Consider the following 21,451-nt stretch of genomic DNA (forward strand, 5'->3'; position numbering starts at 1 on the left):
CGTGTTCGTGGAGCCGGGCTCGGCGGTCCTCGATCTCGACGGGTTCCTCCCGCCGCTCGCGTTCGGTCGCCCGCGGGATGTCGTCGTGGCCTCGACGCTCGAGGAGGTGCGACCCGCCCTCCGCGCCGTGGAGCGCGCGGCCGCGGCCGGGGCCCACGCCGTCGGCTTCTTGGCCTACGAGGCCGCGCCGGCGCTGGACCGGGCGCTCGTGACGCGTCCGCCCGGGCCGGGGCCGCTCGTCTGGTTCGGCCTGCACGACGCGCCGGCCCCGCGCCCCGAGCCGCGTGCTCCGGCCCGGCTCGGTCCGCTGGTCCCCGACGTCGAGGAGCGGGATCACGCCGGCGCGGTGGCGCGGCTGCGGGAGGCGATCGCGGCGGGCGAGGCGTACCAGGTGAACCACACCTTCAGGCTCGCGGGGCCCTTCGAGGGCGATCCGCTCGCGCTCTACGCGCGGCTCCGGGCAGCGCAGGGCGGCGGCCTCGGGGCGTGCCTCGCCCTCGGCGACGACCGCGCGATCGTGTCGGCCTCCCCCGAGCTGTTCTTCGCGGTCGCCGGCCGGCGGATCATCGCGCGACCGATGAAGGGGACGGCGCGGCGCGGCCGCTCCCCGGCCGAGGACGAGGCCCGCGCCGCCGCGCTCGCCGCGTCCGAGAAGGACCGCGCCGAGAACGTGATGATCGCGGACCTGCTCCGGAACGATCTCGGACGCGTCGCGACCATCGGGTCGGTCCGGGTGACCGCGCTCTGCGACGTCGAGCGGCTGCGGACCGTCTTCCAGCTCACCTCCACCGTCGAGGCCCGGCTGCGGCCGTCGGCCGGGCTCGCGGACGTGCTCGCGGCCGCGTTCCCGTGCGGCTCGGTCACGGGGGCGCCGAAGGCGAGCGCGATGCGGCTCATCGCCCGGGAGGAGGCGTCGCCGCGCGGCGCGTACTGCGGCGCCATCGGCGTTGTGCTGCCGGGCGGAGACGCGGTGTTCAACGTCGGGATCCGCACGGTCGAGCTGGATCTCTCCCGCGGGCGCGCCGTGGCGGGCGTGGGCGGCGGGATCACCTGGGCGTCGTCCGCCGCGGCGGAGTGGGACGAGGCTCTCGCGAAGGGCGCGTTCCTCGCCGACCCCGGACCACCGTACGAGCTCGTCGAGACCCTGCGCCTGGAGCGCGGGGCGTATCCGCTCCTCGACCGCCACCTCGCCCGCATCTCCGCGTCGGCGCGGCACCTTGGCTTCGTGCACGACGACGCCCGGCTCGCGGAGGCCCTCCGCGCCGAGGCCGCGCGGGGCGGCGACGGGCGGGTGCGGCTCCGGCTCGCCCCGGAGGGCGCGGTCGCGGTCGAGCGCGGCCCGCTCCCGGCGGTGGCGGCGGAGCCCGTGCCGGTGGCGCTCGCGGCAGCGCCCGTCCCGCGCGACGCGCCGCTGCTGTTCCACAAGACCACCGAGCGCTCCCTCTACGACGGCGCGCGCCGCGCCCGGCCCGGCGTGTTCGACGTCCTCCTCTGGAACGAGGACGGCGACGTCACGGAGTTCACCATCGGGAACGTGGTGTGCGAGCTCGGCGGAGAGCGGGTCACTCCGCCGGTGGCGGCGGGGCTCCTCCCGGGCGTCTACCGCGCCCACCTCCTCGCGCGGGGCGAGGTCCGGGAGCGGCCCATCGCGATGGCGGAGGCGCTCGCGGCGTCGCGGGTCTGGCTCGTGAACGCCGTCCGGGGGTGGGTCCCGGTGCGGCTCGTCGGCAGCCGGTGAGCCTGGCTCCGCACCCGGAGGGCGGGGCGGCGGGCGCTGCCCCGCCCGGTCGGTGCTCGGCCCGTACGAACCGGTACACTCCACCGTACGGGGAGGGACGCGACCGCCGCGACCGGCGCCGGATTCCGCAGGAATTTCGGCCCGGCACGCCGGTTGCTCTTCGGGCGGTCGCTGCGCACGGAGCGCACGACCGGAGGAAGCCATGAAGAGGATCCTGACCCTCGCCGCAGCCGCCCTCGCCCTCGTCCTGGCGCGGCCGGCGCTCGCCGACGACGCCGACGCCGCGAAGGACGCGGACGCCACCCGGGCCGCCGACGACGCCCTCGCCGACAAGGCCGACGTCCCCGCCAAGCCGCCCACGCTGCCGACGACCGCGTCCGACCGCGCGAGCTACGTCCACGACAACATCGCGTTCGGGAAGAAGGGCGCCGCCGAGCGCGCCACGCACGGTCAGGCCGACAAGCAGGGGCGCGCCGACACCGACGACGCGCACGCGGACGCGGCGAACCGCGCCGCCCACGGCGCCGCCGCGAGCGCCGCGGCCTCGGCGAACGGCGACAGCCACGCCGCCGCCGGCCACGCCCGCGCGAACTCCGCGCGCGACACGCACAGCCAGCCGGCGGGCACGCCGCCGGTCACCATGCCGGTGCCCGCGACGGTCCACGGACGGTAGCCGCCGCCCCATGCTCCATGCCGCCGTAGCCCTCCTCGGGCTCGCGATCACGGCGACCGCGCCCCGCGCCGACGAGCACCTGCTCGCCGGCGCGCGGCTGTTCCGCGAGGAGAAGTTCGCCGAAGCGCTCGTCGAGTTCCGGGTCGCCGAGCGCCTCGGCGCGCCGGGCGCCGCGGGCTACGCCGCCGCGACGCTCGTGAAGCTCGACCGCCCGGAGCAGGCGCTCGAGGCGTTCGAGGGGCCGGGCGCGCCGTCCTCCGGGCGCGCCCCGCTCCTCGACTACTTCCACGCGCTCGCGTGCTACGACGCCCGGCTCTACCTCCGCGCCGACCGGCTCCTCGCCGGCGTCGGCGCGCGCTCCGGGCCGCGCATCGCCGAGCAGGCGGCGCGGGTCCGGGAGGACATCGCCGCCGCGCTCGCGCGCGAGCCGGCGCGGGAATCGGTGGACTGGTACCTCGCGCGGTGCGACGCGCTCGCCCGCGACACGCGCCCGGTGCTCGCCCGCGCCTACTGCGAGGAGGCGCTCGCGCTCGCGGGGCGAAGGGCGGATCGGCACGGCGCCGCCGTGGCGCGGGAGCAGCTCGCGAAGCTCGGGCCGGTGGCGCAGGGGGAGCGCTGATGCTCGCCCCGGCGATCGCCGCGCTCCTCGTCGCCGCCGGGCCGGATCCGTGCGCGCCGGTCGCGCCCGCCGCCGCGCCGGACCCGGCCGCGGCGGCCGAGTACCGGGCCGTCGGCGAGTCGGAGCGACGCGCCGGCAACCGGGACACCGCCGCCGCCGCGCTCCGGACCGCCCTCGGCCTCGAGCCCGGCGACGCCGGGACGCGCGGCGCGCTCGAGTCGCTCTGCCGCGAGGCGAGGGCGACGAGCGCCTTCGACCGCGGGGTCGGCCTGATGGATGCCGGCGACCGGCGCGGCGCGGTCGCCGCCTTCGAGGAGGCGCGTTCGGGCGGACCGGACGGCTCCGCCGCGCTCCTCGAGGGCATCTGCCTCTACGAGCTGGGCGAGGACGCGCGCGCGACGCCGCTCCTCGACGAGGCGGAGCAGGACCCGGACCACGCCGACGCCGCCCGCTTCTTCCGCGGTCTCGTCGCGATGCGCGCTGGCCGCTCCGAGGAGGCCGCGCGGCTCCTGGAGGCCTCGGCGGTGGACCGTCACCTCGCGCCGCTCGCGCTCGGGCTCGCGCGGCTCGCGAGGCGCGACGGCCGCCTCGTCCTCTCGTTCCTCGCGGAGTCCGGCTGGGACTCGAACGTCGACCTCACCCCGGACGGCGCGCCCGGCGCGACCCGCGCCGGCGACGGCTCCGCGGGGCTCACCGCGCTCGGCCGCTTCGCGCCGATGGGGGACACGGGGCCCTTCGTCCAGGCGACCGCGCACGTCCGCGATCAGCTCCACTACGACGCGTTCGACATCGCCGGCCTCGGCGCGGCCGCCGGGGTCCAGGCGGGCCGCGGCCGCCAGTTCCTCCTCGCCGAGTACGCGTACGAGTACCGGGACCTCGGCGGGGCGCCGTACCTCTCCGCGAACGCGTTCCTCGGCGAGGGGCGGCTCGCGCTCGGCGCCCGCGCGAGCGCAGGGCTCGGGTGGCTCGCGCGCCTCGAGTCGTTCCGGACCGTCACCGACGCGCCGTATTCGGGCCTCCGCCAGCTCGGCGAGGCGGACGTGACCTTCGAGACCGGCCCGCGCTCGACGCTCGCGCTCGCCTGGCGGCTCGGCCTCGACGGCGTGCGCGATCCCGCGCTCTCCTGGTGGGAGACCGGGCCACGCGCAGCGTTCCGCGTCGCCGCCGGCCGGAACGTGCGGCTCGGGCTCGACGTCGCCCTCTCGCTCCGCACCTACCGGGTGGCGGATCCCGCCCTCGGGGTCACGCGCGCCGATCAGCTCGTCGACGCGGTCGGGCTCCTCGAGTGGGACCTCGCCGATCGCTGGACGCTCCGCGTCTCCGCGAGCGCCCGGAAGGCGTTCTCGAACGTGCCGGACTTCGCGTACACGAAGGTCGCGCCGATGCTCGGCCTCGCCTACACCGTCGGGCTCCTCTGATGTCCCGCGCCCTCGCCCCCATCGCGGCCGCGCTCCTCGGGCTCGCCGGCTCCCTCGCGGCGACGTTCGCGCTCCACCACGCGGCGGGCGCCGCCCTCGACCGCGTGCTCGAGGAGCGCCTCCGCGGCGCCGGCGAGACCGCCGCGCGCCTGATCGGCGACCGCGACCCGAGCGCCGCCGAGCTCCACGCGATCATGGACGCGAACCGGCTCGACGGCGCCTACGTGCTCTCCCCCGCGCTCGTGGTCCTCGCCGACGCGACCGGGCCGGCGGGCGAGACCGCCGACCTCCTCCGGGTGGACGCCTCCCGCGTCGAGGCGGCGCTCGGGGGCGAGGGGACGGTGGCGCGCGGCTACGCGGTGGGCGCGCTCGAGGTCGAGACCGCCTACTTCCCGGTCCGCGGTCCGGACGGGCGCCCCCGGGCGGTGCTCGCGCTCGAGGTCGGCGAGGCGTTCTCGGCGGCCCGGGCCCGGCTCCAGCGCGCGCTCCTCCTCGGCGTGGGCCTCTCGGCGCTCGGCGCGCTCGCCCTCGCGGTGGCCGCGGCGCGGTGGAGCCGCTCCGAGCGGCAGCGGCGCGACGCGGCGGCGCGCGCGGCGCGGGGCGACGCGCTCGCGCGGATGGCCGCCGCGGTGGCCCACGAGATCCGGAATCCTCTGGGCATCATCCGCGCCGCGGTCGAGCTCGTGCGCGAGCGCGCCAGCGCGGCGCTCGGCGCGCGGGATCGCGAGGGGCTCGACGACGTGCTCGGCGAGGTCGAGCGGCTCCGGCGCCTCACGCAGGACTTCCTCGAGCTGTCCGCCGAGCCGGCGCTCCGGCCCGAGCCGGTGGATCTCGCGGAGCTCGCGGGGGAGGCGGCCCGGGGCAGCGCCGCGCTGCACCCGGGCCTCTCCGTGACCGTCGCCGTCGGCGCGCTGCCGCCGGTGAGGGCGGACCCGGCCCGTCTCCGGCAGGTGCTCGCGAACCTGCTCGCGAACGCCGCCCAGGCCGGGGCGCGCTCTGTCGAGCTCCGGGGCGAGCTGGCGGGCGGCGAGGTGCGGCTCGCAATCCAGGACGACGGGCCGGGGATCGACCCGGGCGTACGCGACCGGCTCTTCGAGGCGTTCGCCAGCGCGCGCGAGGGCGGCACCGGGCTCGGGCTCGCGGTGTCGCGCCGGCTCGTCGAACGGCACGGGGGGTCGCTCGCGCTCGCCGCCGGCGGGCCCGGCACCACCTTCGAGCTCCGGCTGCCGCGCGCGGCGTAGGAGGACGTCATGGCCCGGGTGCTCATCGCGGACGACGAGGCGAAGCTCGGGAGGCTCCTCGCCGAGGCGCTCGAGCGGGACGGCCACGCCGTCGACCGCGTCGGCGGCGGCCGCGAGGCGCTCGCCCGCCTCTCCGCCGGGCCGCTCGACGTGGTCGTGACGGATCTCCGGATGCCGGAGGTGGACGGGATCGCGGTCCTGCGCGCCGCCCGCGCGCTCGCCGATCCGCCCGAGGTCGTCCTCATGACCGCGCACGCGAGCGCGGAGAGCGCGGTCGAGGCGATGAAGGCCGGCGCGGCCGACTACGTGCTGAAGCCGTTCGCGATGGACGAGCTCCGGCTCCGCGTGAGGCGGCTCGCGGCGCAGCGCGAGGCGGAGCGGCGGAGCGCGCGGCTCCTCGCCGAGCTCACCCCGTCGCTGGTCGCTGAGAGCCCGGCGATGCAGGCGGTCCTCGCCGCCGCGCGCCGCGTGGCGGCGACCGACGCGACGGTCCTGCTCCTCGGCGAGAGCGGGACGGGGAAGAGCCAGCTCGCGCGCGCCATCCACTACGAGAGCCGGCGCGCGGCGGCGCCCATCGTCGAGGTGCACTGCGCGGCCCTCCCCGAGACGCTCCTCGAGAGCGAGCTCTTCGGGCACGAGAAGGGCGCCTTCACCGGCGCGGTGGCGCGGAAGGCCGGCCACCTCGCGGCCGCGGACGGCGGCACCCTCTTCCTCGACGAGATCGGCGAGGTCACCCAGGCGACGCAGGTGAAGCTGCTGCGGTTCCTCCAGGAGCGCCGGTTCGTCCCGGTCGGCGCGACGGAGGAGCGCCAGGTCGACGTCCGCGTGGTCGCGGCCACGAACCGGGACCTCGAGGCGGCGGTGTCCGCGGGGAGCTTCCGCGAGGACCTCTACTACCGCCTCAACGTGTTCGCGATCCACGTGCCGCCGCTCCGCGAGCGCCGGGAGGACGTCCTCCCCATCGCGGAGCGGTTCCTCGCGGCGCGGGGCGTCCCGCCCGCGAAGCTGTCCGCCGCGGCCCGCGACCGCCTCCTCGCCCACGCCTGGCCGGGGAACGTCCGCGAGCTCGAGAACGCGCTCGAGCGGGCCCTCATCCTCGCCGGCGAGGACGAGCTCCGTCCGGAGCACCTCGCGCCGGCGTCACCGGGGCGGTCCCGCCGGGCCGCGGACGTCCTCGGCGAGGGCTTCGACCTCGACGCGTTCGAGCGGGACCTCCTCCACGCCGCCCTCGAGCGGACCGGCGGGAACAAGGCGGCGGCGGCGCGGCTCCTCGGCATCACGCGGCGCCGCCTCTACTCCCGGCTCGAGAGCCTCGGCGCGCCCGACGAGGCCGGGAAGGACGACTGATCCCGCGCCCGGCCCGGGCGCGGTCCCCGGGGGAGAGGCGACCCCGCCGGGGCGGCGGCGGGCGAGCCGGGCGGCGGGGGCGAGGCGTATGCTTCCCCCATGTCCGGCCCCACGCGAGAGGCGCTTCCGCCGGTGACCGAGGAGCTCGTCCGCGCGCTCCCGAAGACCGACCTCCACTGTCACCTCGACGGCTCGCTCCGGGTCGCCACCATCCTCGAGCTCGCCGAGCAGCAGGGCGTGAAGCTCCCGGCCGACACGACGGACGGCCTCGCGAAGGCCATCCACATGGGGCAGATCTGCGAGTCGCTCGAGGACTACCTCACCGCCTTCGACGTCACCCTCGCGGTGCTGCAGACGGAGGAGGCGCTCTACCGGGCGGCTCACGAGCTCGCGACCGACTGCGCCGCCGAGAACGTGCGCTACCTCGAGGTCCGCTACTCGCCGGTGCTCCACACGCGGCAGGGGCTCAAGCCGACGACGATCGTGGACGCGGTGCTCGAGGGCCTGCGCGTCGCCAAGCGCGAGACCGGCATCAAGTCCAACGTGATCATCTGCGGGATCCGCCACATGGATCCGGTGACGAGCGTCCGGCTCGCCGAGCTCGCCGTCGCCTACAAGGGGAAGGGCGTGGTCGGGTTCGACCTCGCCGGCGCGGAGGAGGGTCACCCGGCGCGGCGGCACCGCGACGCCGTCCAGCTCATCCTCGACAACAACGTGAACGTGACCATCCACGCCGGCGAGGCGTTCGGCCCGGAGTCCATCGCCCAGGCGGTGCACTGGTGCGGCGCGCACCGCATCGGGCACGGCGTGCGCCTGCGCGAGTCGGGCGATCTGCTGAACTACGTGAACGACCACCGCATCCCGCTCGAGATGTGCCCGTCGTCGAACGTGCAGACGGGCTCCGTGCCGAACTTCGCGGCGCACCCGCTCCGCTTCTACTTCGACTTCGGGCTGCGCGTGACGGTGAACACCGACAACCGGCTCGTCACCGACACCACCTGCACGAAGGAGCTGCTCATCGCGCACCGGGAGATGGGCTTCACGCTCGAGGACCTCTGCACGGTGCTGGTGCAGGGCTTCAAGAGCGCGTTCCTCCCGTTCCGCGAGAAGGCGGACCTGCTCCGGCAGGTGAACGCCGAGATCGCCGACGTGCTCGCGCGCTTCGGCCGGGCGGCGCCCGTGCCCGCCGCGGGCGCTGCGGGCGCCGCGGTGCGGGGCCCACGCCCGGCGCGGATCACGCCGTGAAGGCGGTGGCCGATGCGCCGTGGCTCGGCTGATCGCCGACGCCCCATGCGGTCGCGCGGCCGGCGCGCGGGTCCGACGTAGAGTGAGGGCTCGCGACGCGCGGGGCGGGCGCGACGCGGCTCCCGAACCGTCGGCTGCTTCCTTGCCCCACCCCGGCGAGGTGCGTAGCATCGACTCGACACCCGCTCACACACCAGGAGTCAAGAGATGGCGAAGTTCCTCGCGATGATCCTCGCGGGCGGCGAGGGCCGCCGCCTCGACCCGCTCACCCGCGAGCGCGCGAAGCCCGCCGTCCCCTTCGGCGGGCGCTACCGCATCATCGACTTCGTCCTCTCGAACTTCGCGAACTCCGGCATCCTCCGGATGAAGGTGCTGGTCCAGTACAAGTCGGAGTCGCTCAACACGCACGTCCAGCGCGGGTGGCGGCTCACCGCGCTCCTGAACCAGTACGTGGAGCTCGTGCCCGCGCAGATGCGGGTCGGCCCGAAGTGGTTCGAGGGCTCCGCGGACGCGATCTACCAGAACCTCAACATCATCACCGACGAGGAGCCCGAGTACACCTTCGTCTTCGGCGCCGATCACGTCTACCGGATGGACGTGCGGCAGATGCTCGACTTCCACCTCGACCGGAAGGCCGAGCTCACCGTCGCCGCGATCCCCATCCCGAAGGAGGACGCGAGCGAGTTCGGGATCATCGAGGTCGACGCCGAGGGGCGGATGATCGGGTTCACCGAGAAGCCCAAGGCGGACGCGAAGACGATCCCGGGCGACCCGACCCGCTGCCTCGCCTCGATGGGCAACTACCTGTTCACCACCGACTCGCTCGTGCAGGAGATCGTGCGCGACGCCGGCGACCCGAACAGCGCCCACGACTTCGGGAAGTCCATCGTCGCGTCGATGTACCAGCGCAAGCGCGTCTACGTGTACGACTTCGCGCGGAACGTGGTGCCCGGGCAGACCGAGCGGGAGCGCGGCTACTGGCGCGACGTCGGCTCCATCGACGCCTACTTCCAGGCGAACATGGACCTCGTCGCGGTGGACCCGATCTTCTCGCTCTACAACGACCAGTGGCCGATCTTCACGGTCCAGTACAACTACCCGCCCGCCAAGTTCGTCTTCAACAACGAGAAGGAGCACCGCGTCGGCCGCGCGACGGACTCGCTCGTCTCGGAGGGCTGCATCATCTCCGGCGGCCACGTGCACCACTGCATCGTCTCGCCGAAGGTGCGGGTGAACAGCTACTCGACCGTGGAGGACTCGATCCTCTTCGAGAACGTGAACATCGGCCGGCACTGCAAGATCCGCCGGGCGATCATCGACAAGCACGTCGACATCCCCGCGCACACGACCATCGGCTACGACCTGGAGAAGGACCGCAAGCACTTCCACGTGACCGAGAGCGGGATCGTGATCATCCCGAAGGGCATGCGGATCGAGTCCGCGCGCTGAGGCGCCCGAGCGGGGGCGCTACCGCGGGACGAGCCGCTCGGCCTTGTTGAAGGCGATCTGCAGATCGACGGGCTTCTCGAGCACGTCCCACGCCCCGAGCTCGAGCAGCAGGTCGCGCATGGCCTGATCGCCGCCGAAGGCGGTGATGACGAGCACCGGGATGCTGCGCGTGCCCGGGTTCTCCTTCAGGGCCTTGAGCGCGTCGCGTCCGTCGAGCCGCGGCATCGCGACGTCGAGCAGGATGACGTCCGGGCGCTCGGTCGCCGCGGCGACGAGGGCCTCGGCGCCGTCGCGCGCGAAGGTCACGGCGTGGCCGCGGCTCTGCGCATACGCCCCGTACAGCTTGGACACCGCCGGGTCGTCCTCGGCGACCAGGATCCGGAGCGGCGGGGCGGCGACCGTGCTCGTCATCTTCATTGGAGGATAGCCCGCCAGCCTGACGAAGCAACGGGCGGATGGCGCGCCTTCAGGGCGTCACCCGCCGGTTCCCCTGTCCGCCCAAGCACCTAGCCGCGCACCCGGTAGTTCACTCCGCGAGCGGGGTGGCGGCCGCCGGGCGTCGAGCGGGTGCGCGCGGAGCAGAGAGGGAGGTGATGGGCCTCCCGCTCCTCCAGGGACGGGACGTTCCCGGGGGGCCGGACGACGGGGCGGCCGCTCGCTCCGGAACGTGACGCCGCGACGGGCGGGGCTTATAACGCGGGCCGCCATGACCTCCGGTCCCTTGCTCGTCACCGCCCTCGCCGCCGCGCTCGCGGCAGGGCCGGCCTCCACGCCCCCGCCGGCGCCCGGCGCGACGACCGCCGCGGCCACCGCGACGGAGACGCCGAGGATCCCCTACGAGATGTTCCGGCTCGCGAACGGGCTCACCGTGATCCTGAACGTCGATCACGGCGCGCCGCTCGTGGGCGTTCACGTTCAGTATGACGTCGGCTCGAAGGACGAGAAGCCCGGCCGCACCGGGTTCGCGCACCTGTTCGAGCACCTCATGTTCCAGGGGACCGAGCACCTGCCGAAGGGGCTCGAGGACCGGCTCGTCGACGCCGCGGGCGGCGACGCGAACGGCTCCACGGCCCAGGACACGACGGTGTACTGGCAGCAGGTGCCGTCGAACGCCCTCGAGCAGATGCTGTTCATCGGCTCGGAGCGGATGGGGTTCCTGCTCCCCACCCTCGACCAGGCGAAGCTCGACAACCAGCGCGACGTCGTGCGGAACGAGCGGCGGCAGAGCTACGAGATGCAGCCGTACGGGCTCGCCTACGACAAGATCCTCTCCAACCTCTGGAACCCGGAGTTCCCGTACCACTGGATGACCATCGGCTCGCACGAGGACCTCGAGGCGGCGACGCTCCAGGACGTCCGCGACTTCTTCGAGCGGTGGTACGGGCCGGAGAACGCCGTCCTCTCCATCTCCGGCGACATCGACCCGGCGCGGACGCGGGCGCTCGTCGAGAAGTGGTTCGCGGGGATCCCGGGGAAGACGAAGCCCCTCCACCAGCTCCCGGACCCGAAGCCGCTCGCGCAGGAGACGCGCGTCACGATGGAGGACCGCGTGCAGCTTCCCCGGCTGTACGTCGCCTGGCAGACGCCGAAGGTCTTCGCCGCGGGCGACGCGGCCCTGGACCTCCTCGGGCAGATCCTCACGGACGGCAAGAGCGCGCGCCTCGTGAAGCGGCTCGTCATGGAGGAGCAGATCGCGCAGAGCGTCTCGGCGGGCCAGTCGAGCCAGGCGCTCGCCGGGATGTTCCTCGTGGTCGCGACGCCGAAGCCGGGCGTGCCGCTCGATCGCCTCGAGCGGGAGATCGACGAGGAGATCGCCCGCATCGCGAAGGAGCCGCCGACGGCGGTCGAGCTCGAGCGCGCGAAGAACAAGATAGAGGCGGGCGCGGTGTTCGGGCTCGAGCCGGTGGGTGGCTTCGGCGGGCGCGCCGCGACGCTCGCGAACTACTTCCTGCGCGCCGGCGACCCGGGGTTCCTCGAGAAGGATCTCGAGCGCTACCGCTTCGCCACCGCCGCCGACGTGTCGGAGGCCGCGAGGACCTTCCTCCGGAAGGATGCGCGCGTGGTCCTGAACGTCGTCCCGAAGACCGGCGCGCCCGCGCCGGCCGCCGCCGCCGCCGAGGGGAGCGCCCGATGACCCGCCGCACCTTCCGCCTCCTCCCGCTCGCCCTCGCGCTCGCCTGCGCAGCGCCGCGCCCGCCGCCGCCCGCCGAGCCGCAGAAGGCCGCCCCGGCGCAGGCCACGCAGCAGACCCAGGCCGCCCCGCAGCCGCCGCCCGGCCCGGACCGGTCGCGCCCCCCCGAGCTCGGTCCTGCGCCGGAGCTGGAGCTGCCCGCCCAGAAGCACTTCACGCTCGCGAACGGCCTCAAGGTCCGCCTCGTCGAGCGGCACCGGCTGCCCATCGTCGCGCTCCACCTCGTCGTGGACGCGGGCGGCATCCACGACCCGCCGAAGCTCCCCGGGCTGGCGAGCTTCACCGCCGCGATGCTCACCGAGGGCGGCACCCGGACCCGGAGCGCCACCCGGATCTCGGACGACGTGGGCTTCCTCGGCGCGAGCCTCTCGTCGGGCGCGACGCAGGACTCCGCCTTCGTCTCCGGCGCATCGCTCTCACGGCACGTCCCGAAGCTGCTCGAGATCTTCGCCGACGTGGCGATGAACCCCGCGTTCCCGCGGAAGGACTTCCTCCGCGTGCAGGATCAGCGGAAGGTCACGCTGCTGCAGCAGCGCGATCAGCCGCAGACCGTCGCCACGAAGGCGTTCACGAACGTCTTCTGGGGGTCGGGGAGCCCGTACGCGCACTACGTGCTCGGCACGGAGGCCTCGGTCGCGGCGACGCGGCCGGAGGACCTCTCGCGGTACCACGCGCGGCTCTGGCGGCCGGACGGCGCCGAGCTGGTCGTCGTGGGCGACGTCACCGAGGCCGCGCTCCGGCCGGTGCTGGAGCGGACCCTCGGGAAGTGGAAGAAGGGCGGCCCCTCGCCGGTGCCCCGCCAGGGACCGCTCGCGGCGCCGCACCGGACGGTGCTCATCGAGAAGGCGGACGCGCCCCAGTCGGCGCTCCTCCTCGGCATGCCGGGCGTGGAGCGCGCCTCGAAGGACTACGTCCCGGCCACCGTGCTGTTCCAGGTGCTCGGCGGAGGCACCTCGTCCCGCCTGTTCCGGAACCTCCGCGAGGAGAAGGGTTACACGTACGGGCTCGGCGCGGGCGCCGACGCGCGACGGCTCGCCGGCGTCTCGGTCGTGCGCGGCAACGTGAAGGCGGACGTGACCGGCCCCGCGCTGAAGGAGATCCTGGCGGAGCTCGACCGGCTCCGGAAGGAGCCGGTGGCGGACGAGGAGCTCGCCGACGCGAAGGCGGCCCTGGTCCGCTCGCTCCCCGCGGACTTCGCCACGGTGGGCGGCGTCGCGGGCCGGATCGCCGAGCTCGTCGTGTACGGGCTCCCGGACGACTACTGGAACGGCTACGCCGACGCGGTGAAGAAGGTGACCGCGGAGGACGTGCGCCGCGTCGCCGACCGCGTCCTGGATCCGGCGCGGGCGACGCTCGTCCTCGTCGGAACGCCGGAGGTGGTGTCGCCGCAGCTCGCGGCGCTCCCCATCGGCCCGGTCGAGGTGCGGCCGCCGCCGGGCGAGCCGCCCGGGAAGAAGGGGCCGGCGGCGCCCAGGCCGCCGATGCCGGCGCGCGCGCCGGGGCCCACGCCGCCGCCGGCTGCGATGCCGCCGCCGGCGATGCATCCGGGCGCGGCGCCGACCGCGCCGGCGGGGCACTGAGACGCTGTAGGCTCCCCGCGCATAACGCCCTGTCGGACCCGCGGGGTAGATTCGGGGCAGCGTGTGGCCGCCTGGCCGCACGCGCCCCGCCATGGCCGATCTCCAGAACGAGTTCTCCTGGTCGAAGTCCCGCCACGAGAAGTTCGCCGAGTGCCGGCGGGCGTACTTCTACACGTACTACGGCAGCTGGGGCGGCTGGGAGGCGGCGCACGGCTCCGAGGTCCGCGAGCTGTACGTCCTGAAGAAGCTCTCCTCGCGCTGGCAGTGGGCGGGCTCGGTCGTCCACGCGTCGCTGAAGCAGATGCTCTCCGCGGCGCGGGTGACCGGCACCTTCTGGACGCTCGAGAAGCTCCTCGAGCGGACCCGCGCCCGCGCCCGGGCCGAGTGGTCCACCTCGCGGGAGAAGGCGTACTGGCGCGAGGCCTCGAAGATCGTCGGCCTCGTCGAGCACGAGTACGGCGAGCCGGTCGCGGGCGCCGACTGGAAGAAGCTCTACGAGGCCACCATCGACGGCGGGCTCCGGCGATTCTACGCGAGCGCCGCCTTCGACGAGATTCGCCGCACGCCGCGGGACCGCTGGCTCACGGTGGACGAGCTCGACTCCTGGGACTTCGAGGGGACGAAGATCTGGGTCGCGATCGACTTCGCGTACCGCGACGCAGACGGCCGGGTGCAGGTGCTCGACTGGAAGACGGGCAAGGAGCGCGGGGTCGACCACACGCAGGTCGGGATCTACGCGCTCTACGCGCAGCGGAAGTGGGGCGTGCCCGCGGACGCCGTCGTGCCCGGGCTGGTGTACCTCGTCGGCGAGGGCGAGGCGGCGGAGCGGGTCTCGGTGGCGGCCGATCCGGCCGCGCTCGAGGGCTGCCAGACGGCGATGCGGACCTCGATCGAGGGGATGAAGGCGATGCTCGCCGATCCCGCACGGAACCTGGCGCGGCTCGACGCGTTCCCGATGAGCGAGGCGCGGGAGAGCTGCCGCCGCTGCCCGTTCCGCCGGCCCTGCGGCCGGCTCTAGAGCGAGCCGTCGCGCCCGAGCCGCTTCGACATCCGGATCGCCTCGAGCCCCTCGCCGTCCGGGAGCGGTACCCGTATCCGGCGCGTCCCCCGGAACCCCCGCGCGCGGTAGAAGGCCGCGCCGTTCAGCGACGCCTGCACGACGAGCCGCCCCGCCCCGCGCCGGCGCGCCTCCGCCTCCACGCGGGCGAGGAGGGCGGTCCCGACCCCGCGGCCCGCCTCGGCCGGCCGGACGAAGAGGGCGGTCAGCTCCGCCGGCGGCCCGAGCGTGAACGCCGCCCACCCCGCGGCGCGGCCGGACCGCTCCGCGACGAACGCGCGCTCGCCGCCGGGGCCGAGGGTCCAGCGGTCGTAGACGGCGCCGAGGCGGCTCCAGAGCGCGATCTGGCGGGACGAGTAGGCGCCCGACGCGAGGCCGCGGACGCTCGCGCGCCGGACGCGGGCGAGGAGCGCCGCGTCCGCGAGCGTGGCCCGGCGGAGCCGGAGCGGCGCGCCGCCCCGGCGGCGGACCATCACGCCTTCCCGTCCTTCTCGACGAGGCCGTAGCGCGCGAGCTTCTCGTAGAAGGTCGAGCGGTGGACTCCCGCGAGCTCCGCCGCCTTCGCAACCTGGCCCCCGGCCTCGCGGAGGAGGTCCTCGAGGAACCGCTTCTCCCAGACGTCGCGCGCCTTCCGGTAGCGGCCCTCGCCGCCGTTCGCCGCCTCCTGGGCCGGGGCCGCGAGCTCCGGCGGGAGGTCCGCGAGCGTGATCGCGTCGCCGCGGGCGAGCAGGAGGCCGCGCTCGATCGCGTGCTCGAGCTCGCGGACGTTCCCGGGCCAGGGATGATCGAGGAGCGCGCGCATCGCGTCGGGGTCGGGCGCGAGCGGCGGGCGCCCGAGGCGGAGCGCGTGCTTCTGCACGAGGTGCTCGACGAGCAGCGGGACGTCCTCGCGGCGCTCGCGGAGGGGCGGCAGCCGGAGCGGCACGACCCGGAGCCGGAAGTAGAGATCCTCGCGGAACTTCCCCGCCTTCACGTTCCGGGCGAGGTCCTCGTTCGTCGCCGCGATGACCCGGACGTTCGCCTTCCGGGGCTTGCGGCTGCCCACCGGCATGTACTCGCCGTCCTGGAGGACGCGGAGGAGCTTCGGCTGGAGCGGCGCCGGCAGGAGCCCGAGCTCGTCGAGGAAGAGCGTGCCGCCCTCGGCCTCGGCGAAGAACCCGGGGCGCGCCTGGTCCGCGCCGGTGAAGGCGCCCTTCTCGTGACCGAAGAGCTCGGACTCCGCGAGGTTCTCCGGGATCGCGCTCATGTTGAGCGCGACGTAGGGCCCGCTCGCGCGCCCGGAGAGCGCGTGGGCCGCGCGGGCGAGGAGGTCCTTGCCGGTGCCGGACTCTCCCTCGATGAGGATCGGCACGTCCGACGGCGCGATCCGCTCGAGCATGGAGACGACGTCCTTCATCGCCTGGGACTTCCCGATGATGCCGTGCACGCTGAACGCGCCCTGGAGCGCCGAGCGGAGCTTCGCGTTCTCCTTCTTCACGCGGGCGTGCTCGACGGCGCGCGCGACCACGATCTCGAGCTCCTCCGGCTCGAACGGCTTCTTGAGGTAGTCGAACGCGCCCGCCTTCATCGCCTCGACCGCCGTCTCCACGGTGGCGAAGGCGGTCACGAGGATGACCGGGATCTCCGGCACCTTCTCCTTGAAGCGGCGGAGGCCCTCGATGCCGTCGATGCCCGGCATGCGGAGGTCGGTCACGATGGCGTCGAAGTCGGCGCGCTCGACGGCGGGGAGCGCCTCGGCGACGGCAGGGAAGTCGAACACGTCGTAGGACCGCGCGAGCGTGCGCTTCATCATCTGGCGCGCGCTGTCGAGGTCGTCCACGACCATCAGCTTGGGCTTGGGGGCGCTCATGCGGATCTCACGTGCCTCCGGCCTTCAGGTCCGCGGCCGCGGGCTCGCTCGCCCCGGCGGGCGCGGCCGGCGCCGCCGGGAGCCGCACCCGGAAGAGCGCGCCCTGGCCCGGTGCGCTCTCCACCTCGACGGTGCCGCCGTGCGCCTCCGCTGCCTGGCGGACGATCGCGAGGCCGAGGCCCGTCCCGTTCGCCTTCGTCGTGAAGAACGGCTCGAACACGTGGGCCGCGGCGTCCTTCGGGATCCCGGGGCCGGTGTCCTGCACCTCCGCGAGGACCCCTCCGTCGGGGGCGCGCCGGGCGCGGACCGTGAGCCGGCCGCCGCCCTTCTCGCCCATCGACTGGACCGCGTTCACGCACAGGTTCAGGAACGCCTGCCGGAGCAGCTCGGCGTCGGCGAGCACCTCCGGGAGCCCCGGCTCGATCTCGATGGTCCGCTCCACCTTCGCCTGCGCCGCGGCCGGCCCGATCACCTCGGCCGCCTCGCGGAGGATGGGCTCCACCGGCTGGACCAGCGGCTGGACGGTCCGCGCCCGCGCGAACACGAGGAACCGCTCGATCAGCGCCGCGGCTCGCACCACCTCGCGTCGGATCGCCTCGACGTCGGAGCGGTGCGGCGAGTCCCCGGGCAGCTCCCGGGCGGTGACCGCGGCGTACCCGCGGATCACGTTCAGCGAGTTCCCGATCTCGTGGGCGAACCCGGCCGCGATGCCGCCGAGGGTGGCGAGCCGATCGGCGCGGAGCACCTCGCGCGTCTTCTGGGCGACCCGCTCCTCGAGCTCGGCGATGAGCTTCTGGTTCTCGGCGCGACGGTCGTCGAGGCGTGCCGACATGTGGTTGAAGGCGCGGACGAGATCCGCGAGCTCCCGGTCCTCCGGCTCCTCGAGCCGCACCCCGCGCTCCTCGGCGAGCGACTCCGCCGCCTCGGCGAGCGACACGAGCGGCTGCGTCACGCGCCGGATGAAGATCGCGGCCAGCACGTGGCCGAGGAAGATCCAGAACGCCGCGACGATGCTGGCGCCCCAGGCGAGGTTCCGGGCGTTGCCGACCACCTCCTCGTGCGTGAAGTCGACACGCACCGCGCCGACGAGCTCGCCGCCGGGGCGGACGATCGGGGCGGAGGCGATGATCCCCTCCGGCTGGATGAGGCGCGCGAGCGCCTGCAGCGGCCAGTCGGCGGTCTGGAACTCGGAGGGCGGCACGCCCTCGGGACACGGCTCTCCTGTGCGGGAGAGGCAGGCGAGGACCTTGCCGCGCCGGTCCACGATCCAGGCGCGGTCGAGGCGATCCACGCCGAGCGGGCTCCGCGCCGAGGACACGAGCCTGTCGACGATGATCGGGAGCGCGCGGTCGCCGCCGGGGTCCACCCCGTCGGGGCGGACCCAGTGCGCCGCCGCGTTCGCCGCGCTCGAGGCGAGCGCCACGCCCTCGCGCGCGAGCAGCTCCTGTCCGCGGACGACCTCGCGCCAGAGCGCGACGGCGGTCACGCCGGACATCGCGAAGATGATGACGCCAGCGATGAGGACGAAGAGCTTGAGCCGGAGCGTCACGGCGGGCTCACGGCGGGTACAGCCGCGGGAGCGGCGCGCCCTGGAAGGAGTGGCACGCGAGGCAGTCCTTCCCGCCCGCGTGCGCCGACGCCTGCGCGTGGCAGCGGGCGCAGCCCGTGGCGTCGGCGGTCCAGACGTGGGGCCGGTGGCAGTCGAGGCACCTCCCGTGGACGGCCTTCGCGTGGAGCCCGCCCTTCGCCATCGCCTCCTTCGTGTGGCACTCGCCGCAGGCCGCGAGGGTCTGGCCCTTCGGACGGTGCGGCTTGTGGCAGGTGGCGCACTCCATCTTCGCCTCCGAGCCGCTCATCGGGGCGTGGATGCCCTGCGCCGTGTGGCACCGCATGCAGTCGCGGCGCGTCGGCCGGAGGCCCGGCTCGTCGGTGAGGAACTCGTGGCAGGCGAAGCAGTGCAGCCCCGCCATCTTCTCGACGCCGACGGAGTGGCCCGGGTGGCACTCCTGGCACTTCGACGCGACCGGCTCGAAGCCGTGCATGCTCGCCGCATGGCAGCGGACGCAGGCGATCTTCTTCTCCTCGACGTGGATCCTGTGCCCGCGGGAGCCGCCGACCTGGGGCCAGCGTGGGTCGTGGGAGAAGTGGCAGGACGCGCACGCGCCCACCTCGACGTCGGCGTGCTTCCCCTTCGGCTTCTTGCCGGCGAGGAAGGAGCGCAGCATCGCGAGCCCCTGCTCCGGCGTGGAGTGGTGGCACTTCTGGCAGGAGACCGCCCGGTGGCTGCCGCCCATCCACAGCGCGAACTCGGGGCTCGCGCGGTGGCACGTCGCGCAGAGCCGCGGATCCTCGTCGACGTAGCGCTTGAACCGGAGGGCGCCCATCACGAGCGCGAACACCGCGAGGCCGGCGAGCCCGCCCGCGAGCGTCTTCGCGTTCCGTGACCACGGTCGTCTCATGGACGGGCGATTCTAGATCGGTCTGGCTACGGTCACGAAACTTGCCTCGAGCGCAGGCCCGGCCGGACGAGGCCGGGACGGAGCGAGCGCCCGGGGGGTCCGGGGGGCCCCGAGCCCACGCGCCGGGCGAGGGCCCCGGTACGGACGAAAACAAACGGGCCGCGCCTTTCGAAGGCGCGGCCCGTCGTCTTCACGCGATCGGTCGCTCGGCTACTTGTCGAGGTCCGGCTTGAGGCGGTCGTACTCGAGCGGGTGCTCGTGCTTCAGCGTCTCCACCGAGATCCGGCCGTTCAGCCACGCCCAGTTCATCGGGAAGATCGAGGGCTTCAGGTGGACGTTGTAGAAGTGCACCACGAAGAGGAAGAGGATCGCGAGCGTCGCCTCCTCGCCGTGGATGATGAGCGCCGCGGTGATGAGCCACGACGGCGCGTAGGCGGCGAAGAAGGCCGGGAACCAGAACACGAACCCGGTGCCGACCATCATCACGATGCCCCAGAACACCGCCCAGTAGTCGAACTTCTCCAGGTACATGTACCGGTCGAACTTGGGCCGCTCCTTCTTCACGCCGAGCATGAAGAGGATGTTGTCGCGCATGTCGAGCGCGTCCTTGGGGAGCGGGAGCATCGACATCGGGAGCCGCTTCTTCGACGCGAGGAACGTCAGGTAGAAGAGGTGGTAGGCGGCGGAGATCATGATGAGGACCGCGCCGACGCGGTGCCACGTCGCCGCGCCCTCCGCGCCGCCGAAGATCCGCATGAACGCCTGCGAGTAGGGGGCCGCGTCCTTGCCCGCGAGGAGCGGGGCGGACCCGAACGTCCCGGCGCCGCGGAGCGGCCAGCCGGTGATGCCGAGCAGGATCACGCCGGAGAGCATGAACCAGTGCTGGAAGCGCTGGTGGATGTCGAAGCGGATGACCGACCGGACCTGGTCGACCGCGTGCTCGTGGCCGTCCTTCTTCGCCGCGAGCCGGGTGCGGAGCTCGTAGAGGAAGTCGATGAGGACGTGGAACGCGAAGAAGACGAGGGTCAGCGTCGTGAGCCAGGAGAAGGCGACGTGGATGATGTGCGGGACGATGTGCCCGCCGATCTCCTGGATGGGCTTATGGGCGATGAGGGCGGCGAAGCTGTCGGACGCGCCCTGGTGGCAGCGCGCGCAGGCGTCCTTCTTCCGCTGCGCCGAGACCATCGACTTCGGGTCGGTCTTGGCGAGGATCGCGTGCGACCCGCCCTCGGCGAGCGGCGCGGCGTGGCAGTTCGTGCAGGACGGCGCGAACCGGTTACCGACGCGGACGAGCCGGCCGTGGATCGAATCGTGGTAGGTGGACGCCGCCTCGGCGTTCAGCCCGGCCGCCTTCGAGAACTCCTCGTTCCCGTGGCAGCTCTCGCACCGCTTCGCCATCGCGCGGCGATCCGCCGGGATCGCCTCGCGGGTGCCCGGCTTCGGGTCGAACTTCGCGAGCGGCTGGGCGGCGTGGATCTCGCCGTGGCAGGAGGCGCACACCGGGCCGGAGACCTTGCCGTCCTCGCGGAGCCACTTCCCGTGGATCGAGCCCGAGAACGCGGCCACCTCGCCGTCGTGGCAGTTCGCGCAGGCGAGGTAGGCACGGGGAGACTTCACCGTCTCCTTGTGATCGCCCTCGCCCCAGCTCGCCTTCGCGAGCCGCGCGACCTTCGCCTCGTCCGCCGGGGCGACCTTCGCCTCGCCGTCGTGCGGGCCCATCGCGTAGCCCTGGTGGCAGTCGGTGCAGCCGACGCCGTTCTGGGCGTGCACGGACTTGAGGAAGTCGGCGGTCTTGAACTCGGGACCGTCGCCGCCCTTCTTGTGGCACTCGAGGCAGCTGTCGGCGCCGGCCGGCAGCTTCGCCTCTTCGGCGAAGGCGGAGGTGGAGAGGAGAAGCGCAAAGGCTAGGAAGGTGGCTCGCATAGGCTCGGTCCAGAAGTGCAACGGGTGTGCCCTGATGCCCAAAAAGGCCGTCATTCTAAGCACCCGTTCTTTCGTTGCTTTGTCGTCGGTCAAGCGCGGGGAGATCGCACGGTTTGCGTGAGATCGCGTCCCGCGGGAAAGGAGATGCGCGGACGCGCGCGGGTGCGACGGAAAGGCACGAGCCCGGGCCGTGAGGACCGGGCTCGTGTGCGTCCATGTCGCCCGTGGCGGATCCCGGCCCCCTAGCGGCCCGCCTGCTCCTGGGCGACCGGACGCTTGCTGGCAACGGAGGTGATGGCGCCGACCGCCGCGCCAGCCGCCGCGCCCATCACCGCGAAGAGCGACCCGACCGCCGTCACGCCGAGCACCATCCCGAAGACGATGAGCGCGCGCACGAGGAAGGTGGGCTCGACCGGCGTCCCGACGATCCCGCCGGCGAGGAGCAGGCCGGCGTAGCCGCCGTAGAGGAGCGCGGGGAGGAGCGCGATGGCGAGGAAGAGAGCGAGACCGATGCCGGCGCCGACGAGGGAGGGGATCTTCTTGTTCATGGCGTTCTCCGTGAGGTGAGGCGTTGAGCTTCGAGGTCCTCGGGGGCCGCCACCGCGGCGCGCCACCCACGCTCTCTCCCTTCTGCATGGATGCGGCCAGCGCGCGGACACGCG

At 74.2% G+C, this 21,451-nt stretch carries 18 protein-coding genes; 11 read left to right on the forward strand and 7 right to left on the reverse strand.

The window, feature by feature from the left end; genetic code table 11:
* Window positions 1-7: 7 nt before the first annotated feature.
* The 8 genes from AMOR_RS13185 to glgC all read left to right on the forward strand — a co-directional run bounded on the left by AMOR_RS13185 (window position 8) and on the right by glgC (window position 9,730).
* Window positions 8-1,738, forward strand: coding sequence for a chorismate-binding protein (locus AMOR_RS13185; protein ID WP_248361779.1), 1,731 nt, complete (start codon window positions 8-10; stop codon window positions 1,736-1,738).
* Between the two features lie 202 nt (window positions 1,739-1,940).
* Entirely contained in the window at window positions 1,941-2,411 is a 471-nt protein-coding gene (locus AMOR_RS13190) for a hypothetical protein (protein ID WP_248361781.1), read from the forward strand.
* A gap of 10 nt (window positions 2,412-2,421) precedes the next feature.
* On the forward strand, window positions 2,422-3,030 hold the full coding sequence (locus tag AMOR_RS13195; RefSeq protein WP_248361783.1) for a hypothetical protein: 609 nt from the start codon (window positions 2,422-2,424) through the stop codon (window positions 3,028-3,030).
* Window positions 3,030-4,448, forward strand: a complete 1,419-nt coding sequence (locus tag AMOR_RS13200) for a hypothetical protein (protein WP_248361784.1) — start codon at window positions 3,030-3,032, stop codon at window positions 4,446-4,448. Before AMOR_RS13195 ends, AMOR_RS13200 begins: the two co-directional genes overlap by 1 nt.
* Window positions 4,448-5,689 carry a sensor histidine kinase gene (locus AMOR_RS13205; RefSeq protein ID WP_248361786.1) on the forward strand — a complete coding sequence of 414 codons (1,242 nt, stop codon included), beginning with the start codon at window positions 4,448-4,450 and terminating at the stop codon, window positions 5,687-5,689. The genes AMOR_RS13200 and AMOR_RS13205 overlap by 1 nt, the downstream gene beginning before the upstream one ends.
* 9 nt (window positions 5,690-5,698) lie before the next feature.
* Complete coding sequence (locus tag AMOR_RS13210; protein ID WP_248361788.1) at window positions 5,699-7,036, forward strand: sigma-54-dependent transcriptional regulator; 1,338 nt, start codon at window positions 5,699-5,701, stop codon at window positions 7,034-7,036.
* 99 nt (window positions 7,037-7,135) lie between these two features.
* Window positions 7,136-8,281 (forward strand): adenosine deaminase, encoded by a 1,146-nt coding sequence (gene add / locus AMOR_RS13215; RefSeq protein ID WP_248361790.1) that lies wholly within the window; start codon window positions 7,136-7,138, stop codon window positions 8,279-8,281.
* A gap of 207 nt (window positions 8,282-8,488) precedes the next feature.
* Complete coding sequence (gene glgC / locus AMOR_RS13220) at window positions 8,489-9,730, forward strand: glucose-1-phosphate adenylyltransferase (RefSeq protein WP_248361792.1); 1,242 nt, start codon at window positions 8,489-8,491, stop codon at window positions 9,728-9,730.
* Window positions 9,731-9,748: 18 nt separating this feature from the next.
* Here glgC and AMOR_RS13225 read toward each other — a convergent pair whose 3' ends face one another.
* On the reverse strand, window positions 9,749-10,141 hold the full coding sequence (locus AMOR_RS13225) for a response regulator (protein WP_248361794.1): 393 nt from the start codon (window positions 10,139-10,141) through the stop codon (window positions 9,749-9,751).
* Window positions 10,142-10,436: 295 nt separating this feature from the next.
* Here AMOR_RS13225 and AMOR_RS13230 point away from each other — a divergent pair, with 295 nt between their 5' ends.
* From AMOR_RS13230 to AMOR_RS13240, 3 genes are all read left to right on the forward strand, one after another.
* Window positions 10,437-11,864, forward strand: coding sequence for a M16 family metallopeptidase (locus AMOR_RS13230; protein WP_248361796.1), 1,428 nt, complete (start codon window positions 10,437-10,439; stop codon window positions 11,862-11,864).
* Window positions 11,861-13,501: a M16 family metallopeptidase gene (locus tag AMOR_RS13235; protein WP_248361798.1), complete on the forward strand. Its 1,641-nt coding sequence runs from the start codon at window positions 11,861-11,863 to the stop codon at window positions 13,499-13,501. The genes AMOR_RS13230 and AMOR_RS13235 overlap by 4 nt, the downstream gene beginning before the upstream one ends.
* A 61-nt stretch (window positions 13,502-13,562) precedes the next feature.
* Window positions 13,563-14,519, forward strand: coding sequence for a PD-(D/E)XK nuclease family protein (locus AMOR_RS13240; protein WP_248361800.1), 957 nt, complete (start codon window positions 13,563-13,565; stop codon window positions 14,517-14,519).
* Here the strand turns inward: AMOR_RS13240 and AMOR_RS13245 are convergent.
* The 6 genes from AMOR_RS13245 to AMOR_RS13270 form a co-directional block, all read right to left on the reverse strand.
* Window positions 14,516-15,031, reverse strand: coding sequence for a GNAT family N-acetyltransferase (locus AMOR_RS13245; protein WP_248361802.1), 516 nt, complete (start codon window positions 15,029-15,031; stop codon window positions 14,516-14,518). The two genes, AMOR_RS13240 and AMOR_RS13245, sit on opposite strands and share 4 nt — an antisense overlap.
* Complete coding sequence (locus tag AMOR_RS13250) at window positions 15,031-16,407, reverse strand: sigma-54-dependent transcriptional regulator (RefSeq protein WP_248361803.1); 1,377 nt, start codon at window positions 16,405-16,407, stop codon at window positions 15,031-15,033. Before AMOR_RS13250 ends, AMOR_RS13245 begins: the two co-directional genes overlap by 1 nt.
* A 7-nt stretch (window positions 16,408-16,414) precedes the next feature.
* Window positions 16,415-17,956: a sensor histidine kinase gene (locus AMOR_RS13255; RefSeq protein ID WP_248361805.1), complete on the reverse strand. Its 1,542-nt coding sequence runs from the start codon at window positions 17,954-17,956 to the stop codon at window positions 16,415-16,417.
* A gap of 7 nt (window positions 17,957-17,963) precedes the next feature.
* On the reverse strand, window positions 17,964-18,866 hold the full coding sequence (locus AMOR_RS13260; protein WP_248361807.1) for a hypothetical protein: 903 nt from the start codon (window positions 18,864-18,866) through the stop codon (window positions 17,964-17,966).
* A gap of 210 nt (window positions 18,867-19,076) precedes the next feature.
* Window positions 19,077-20,789: a cytochrome c3 family protein gene (locus tag AMOR_RS13265; RefSeq protein WP_248361809.1), complete on the reverse strand. Its 1,713-nt coding sequence runs from the start codon at window positions 20,787-20,789 to the stop codon at window positions 19,077-19,079.
* 242 nt (window positions 20,790-21,031) lie between these two features.
* Window positions 21,032-21,337 carry a hypothetical protein gene (locus tag AMOR_RS13270; protein ID WP_248361811.1) on the reverse strand — a complete coding sequence of 102 codons (306 nt, stop codon included), beginning with the start codon at window positions 21,335-21,337 and terminating at the stop codon, window positions 21,032-21,034.
* Between the last annotated feature and the right edge of the window lie 114 nt (window positions 21,338-21,451).

It is taken from the genome of Anaeromyxobacter oryzae, from assembly GCF_023169945.1.
Taxonomy (GTDB): Bacteria; Myxococcota; Myxococcia; order Myxococcales; family Anaeromyxobacteraceae; genus Anaeromyxobacter; species Anaeromyxobacter oryzae.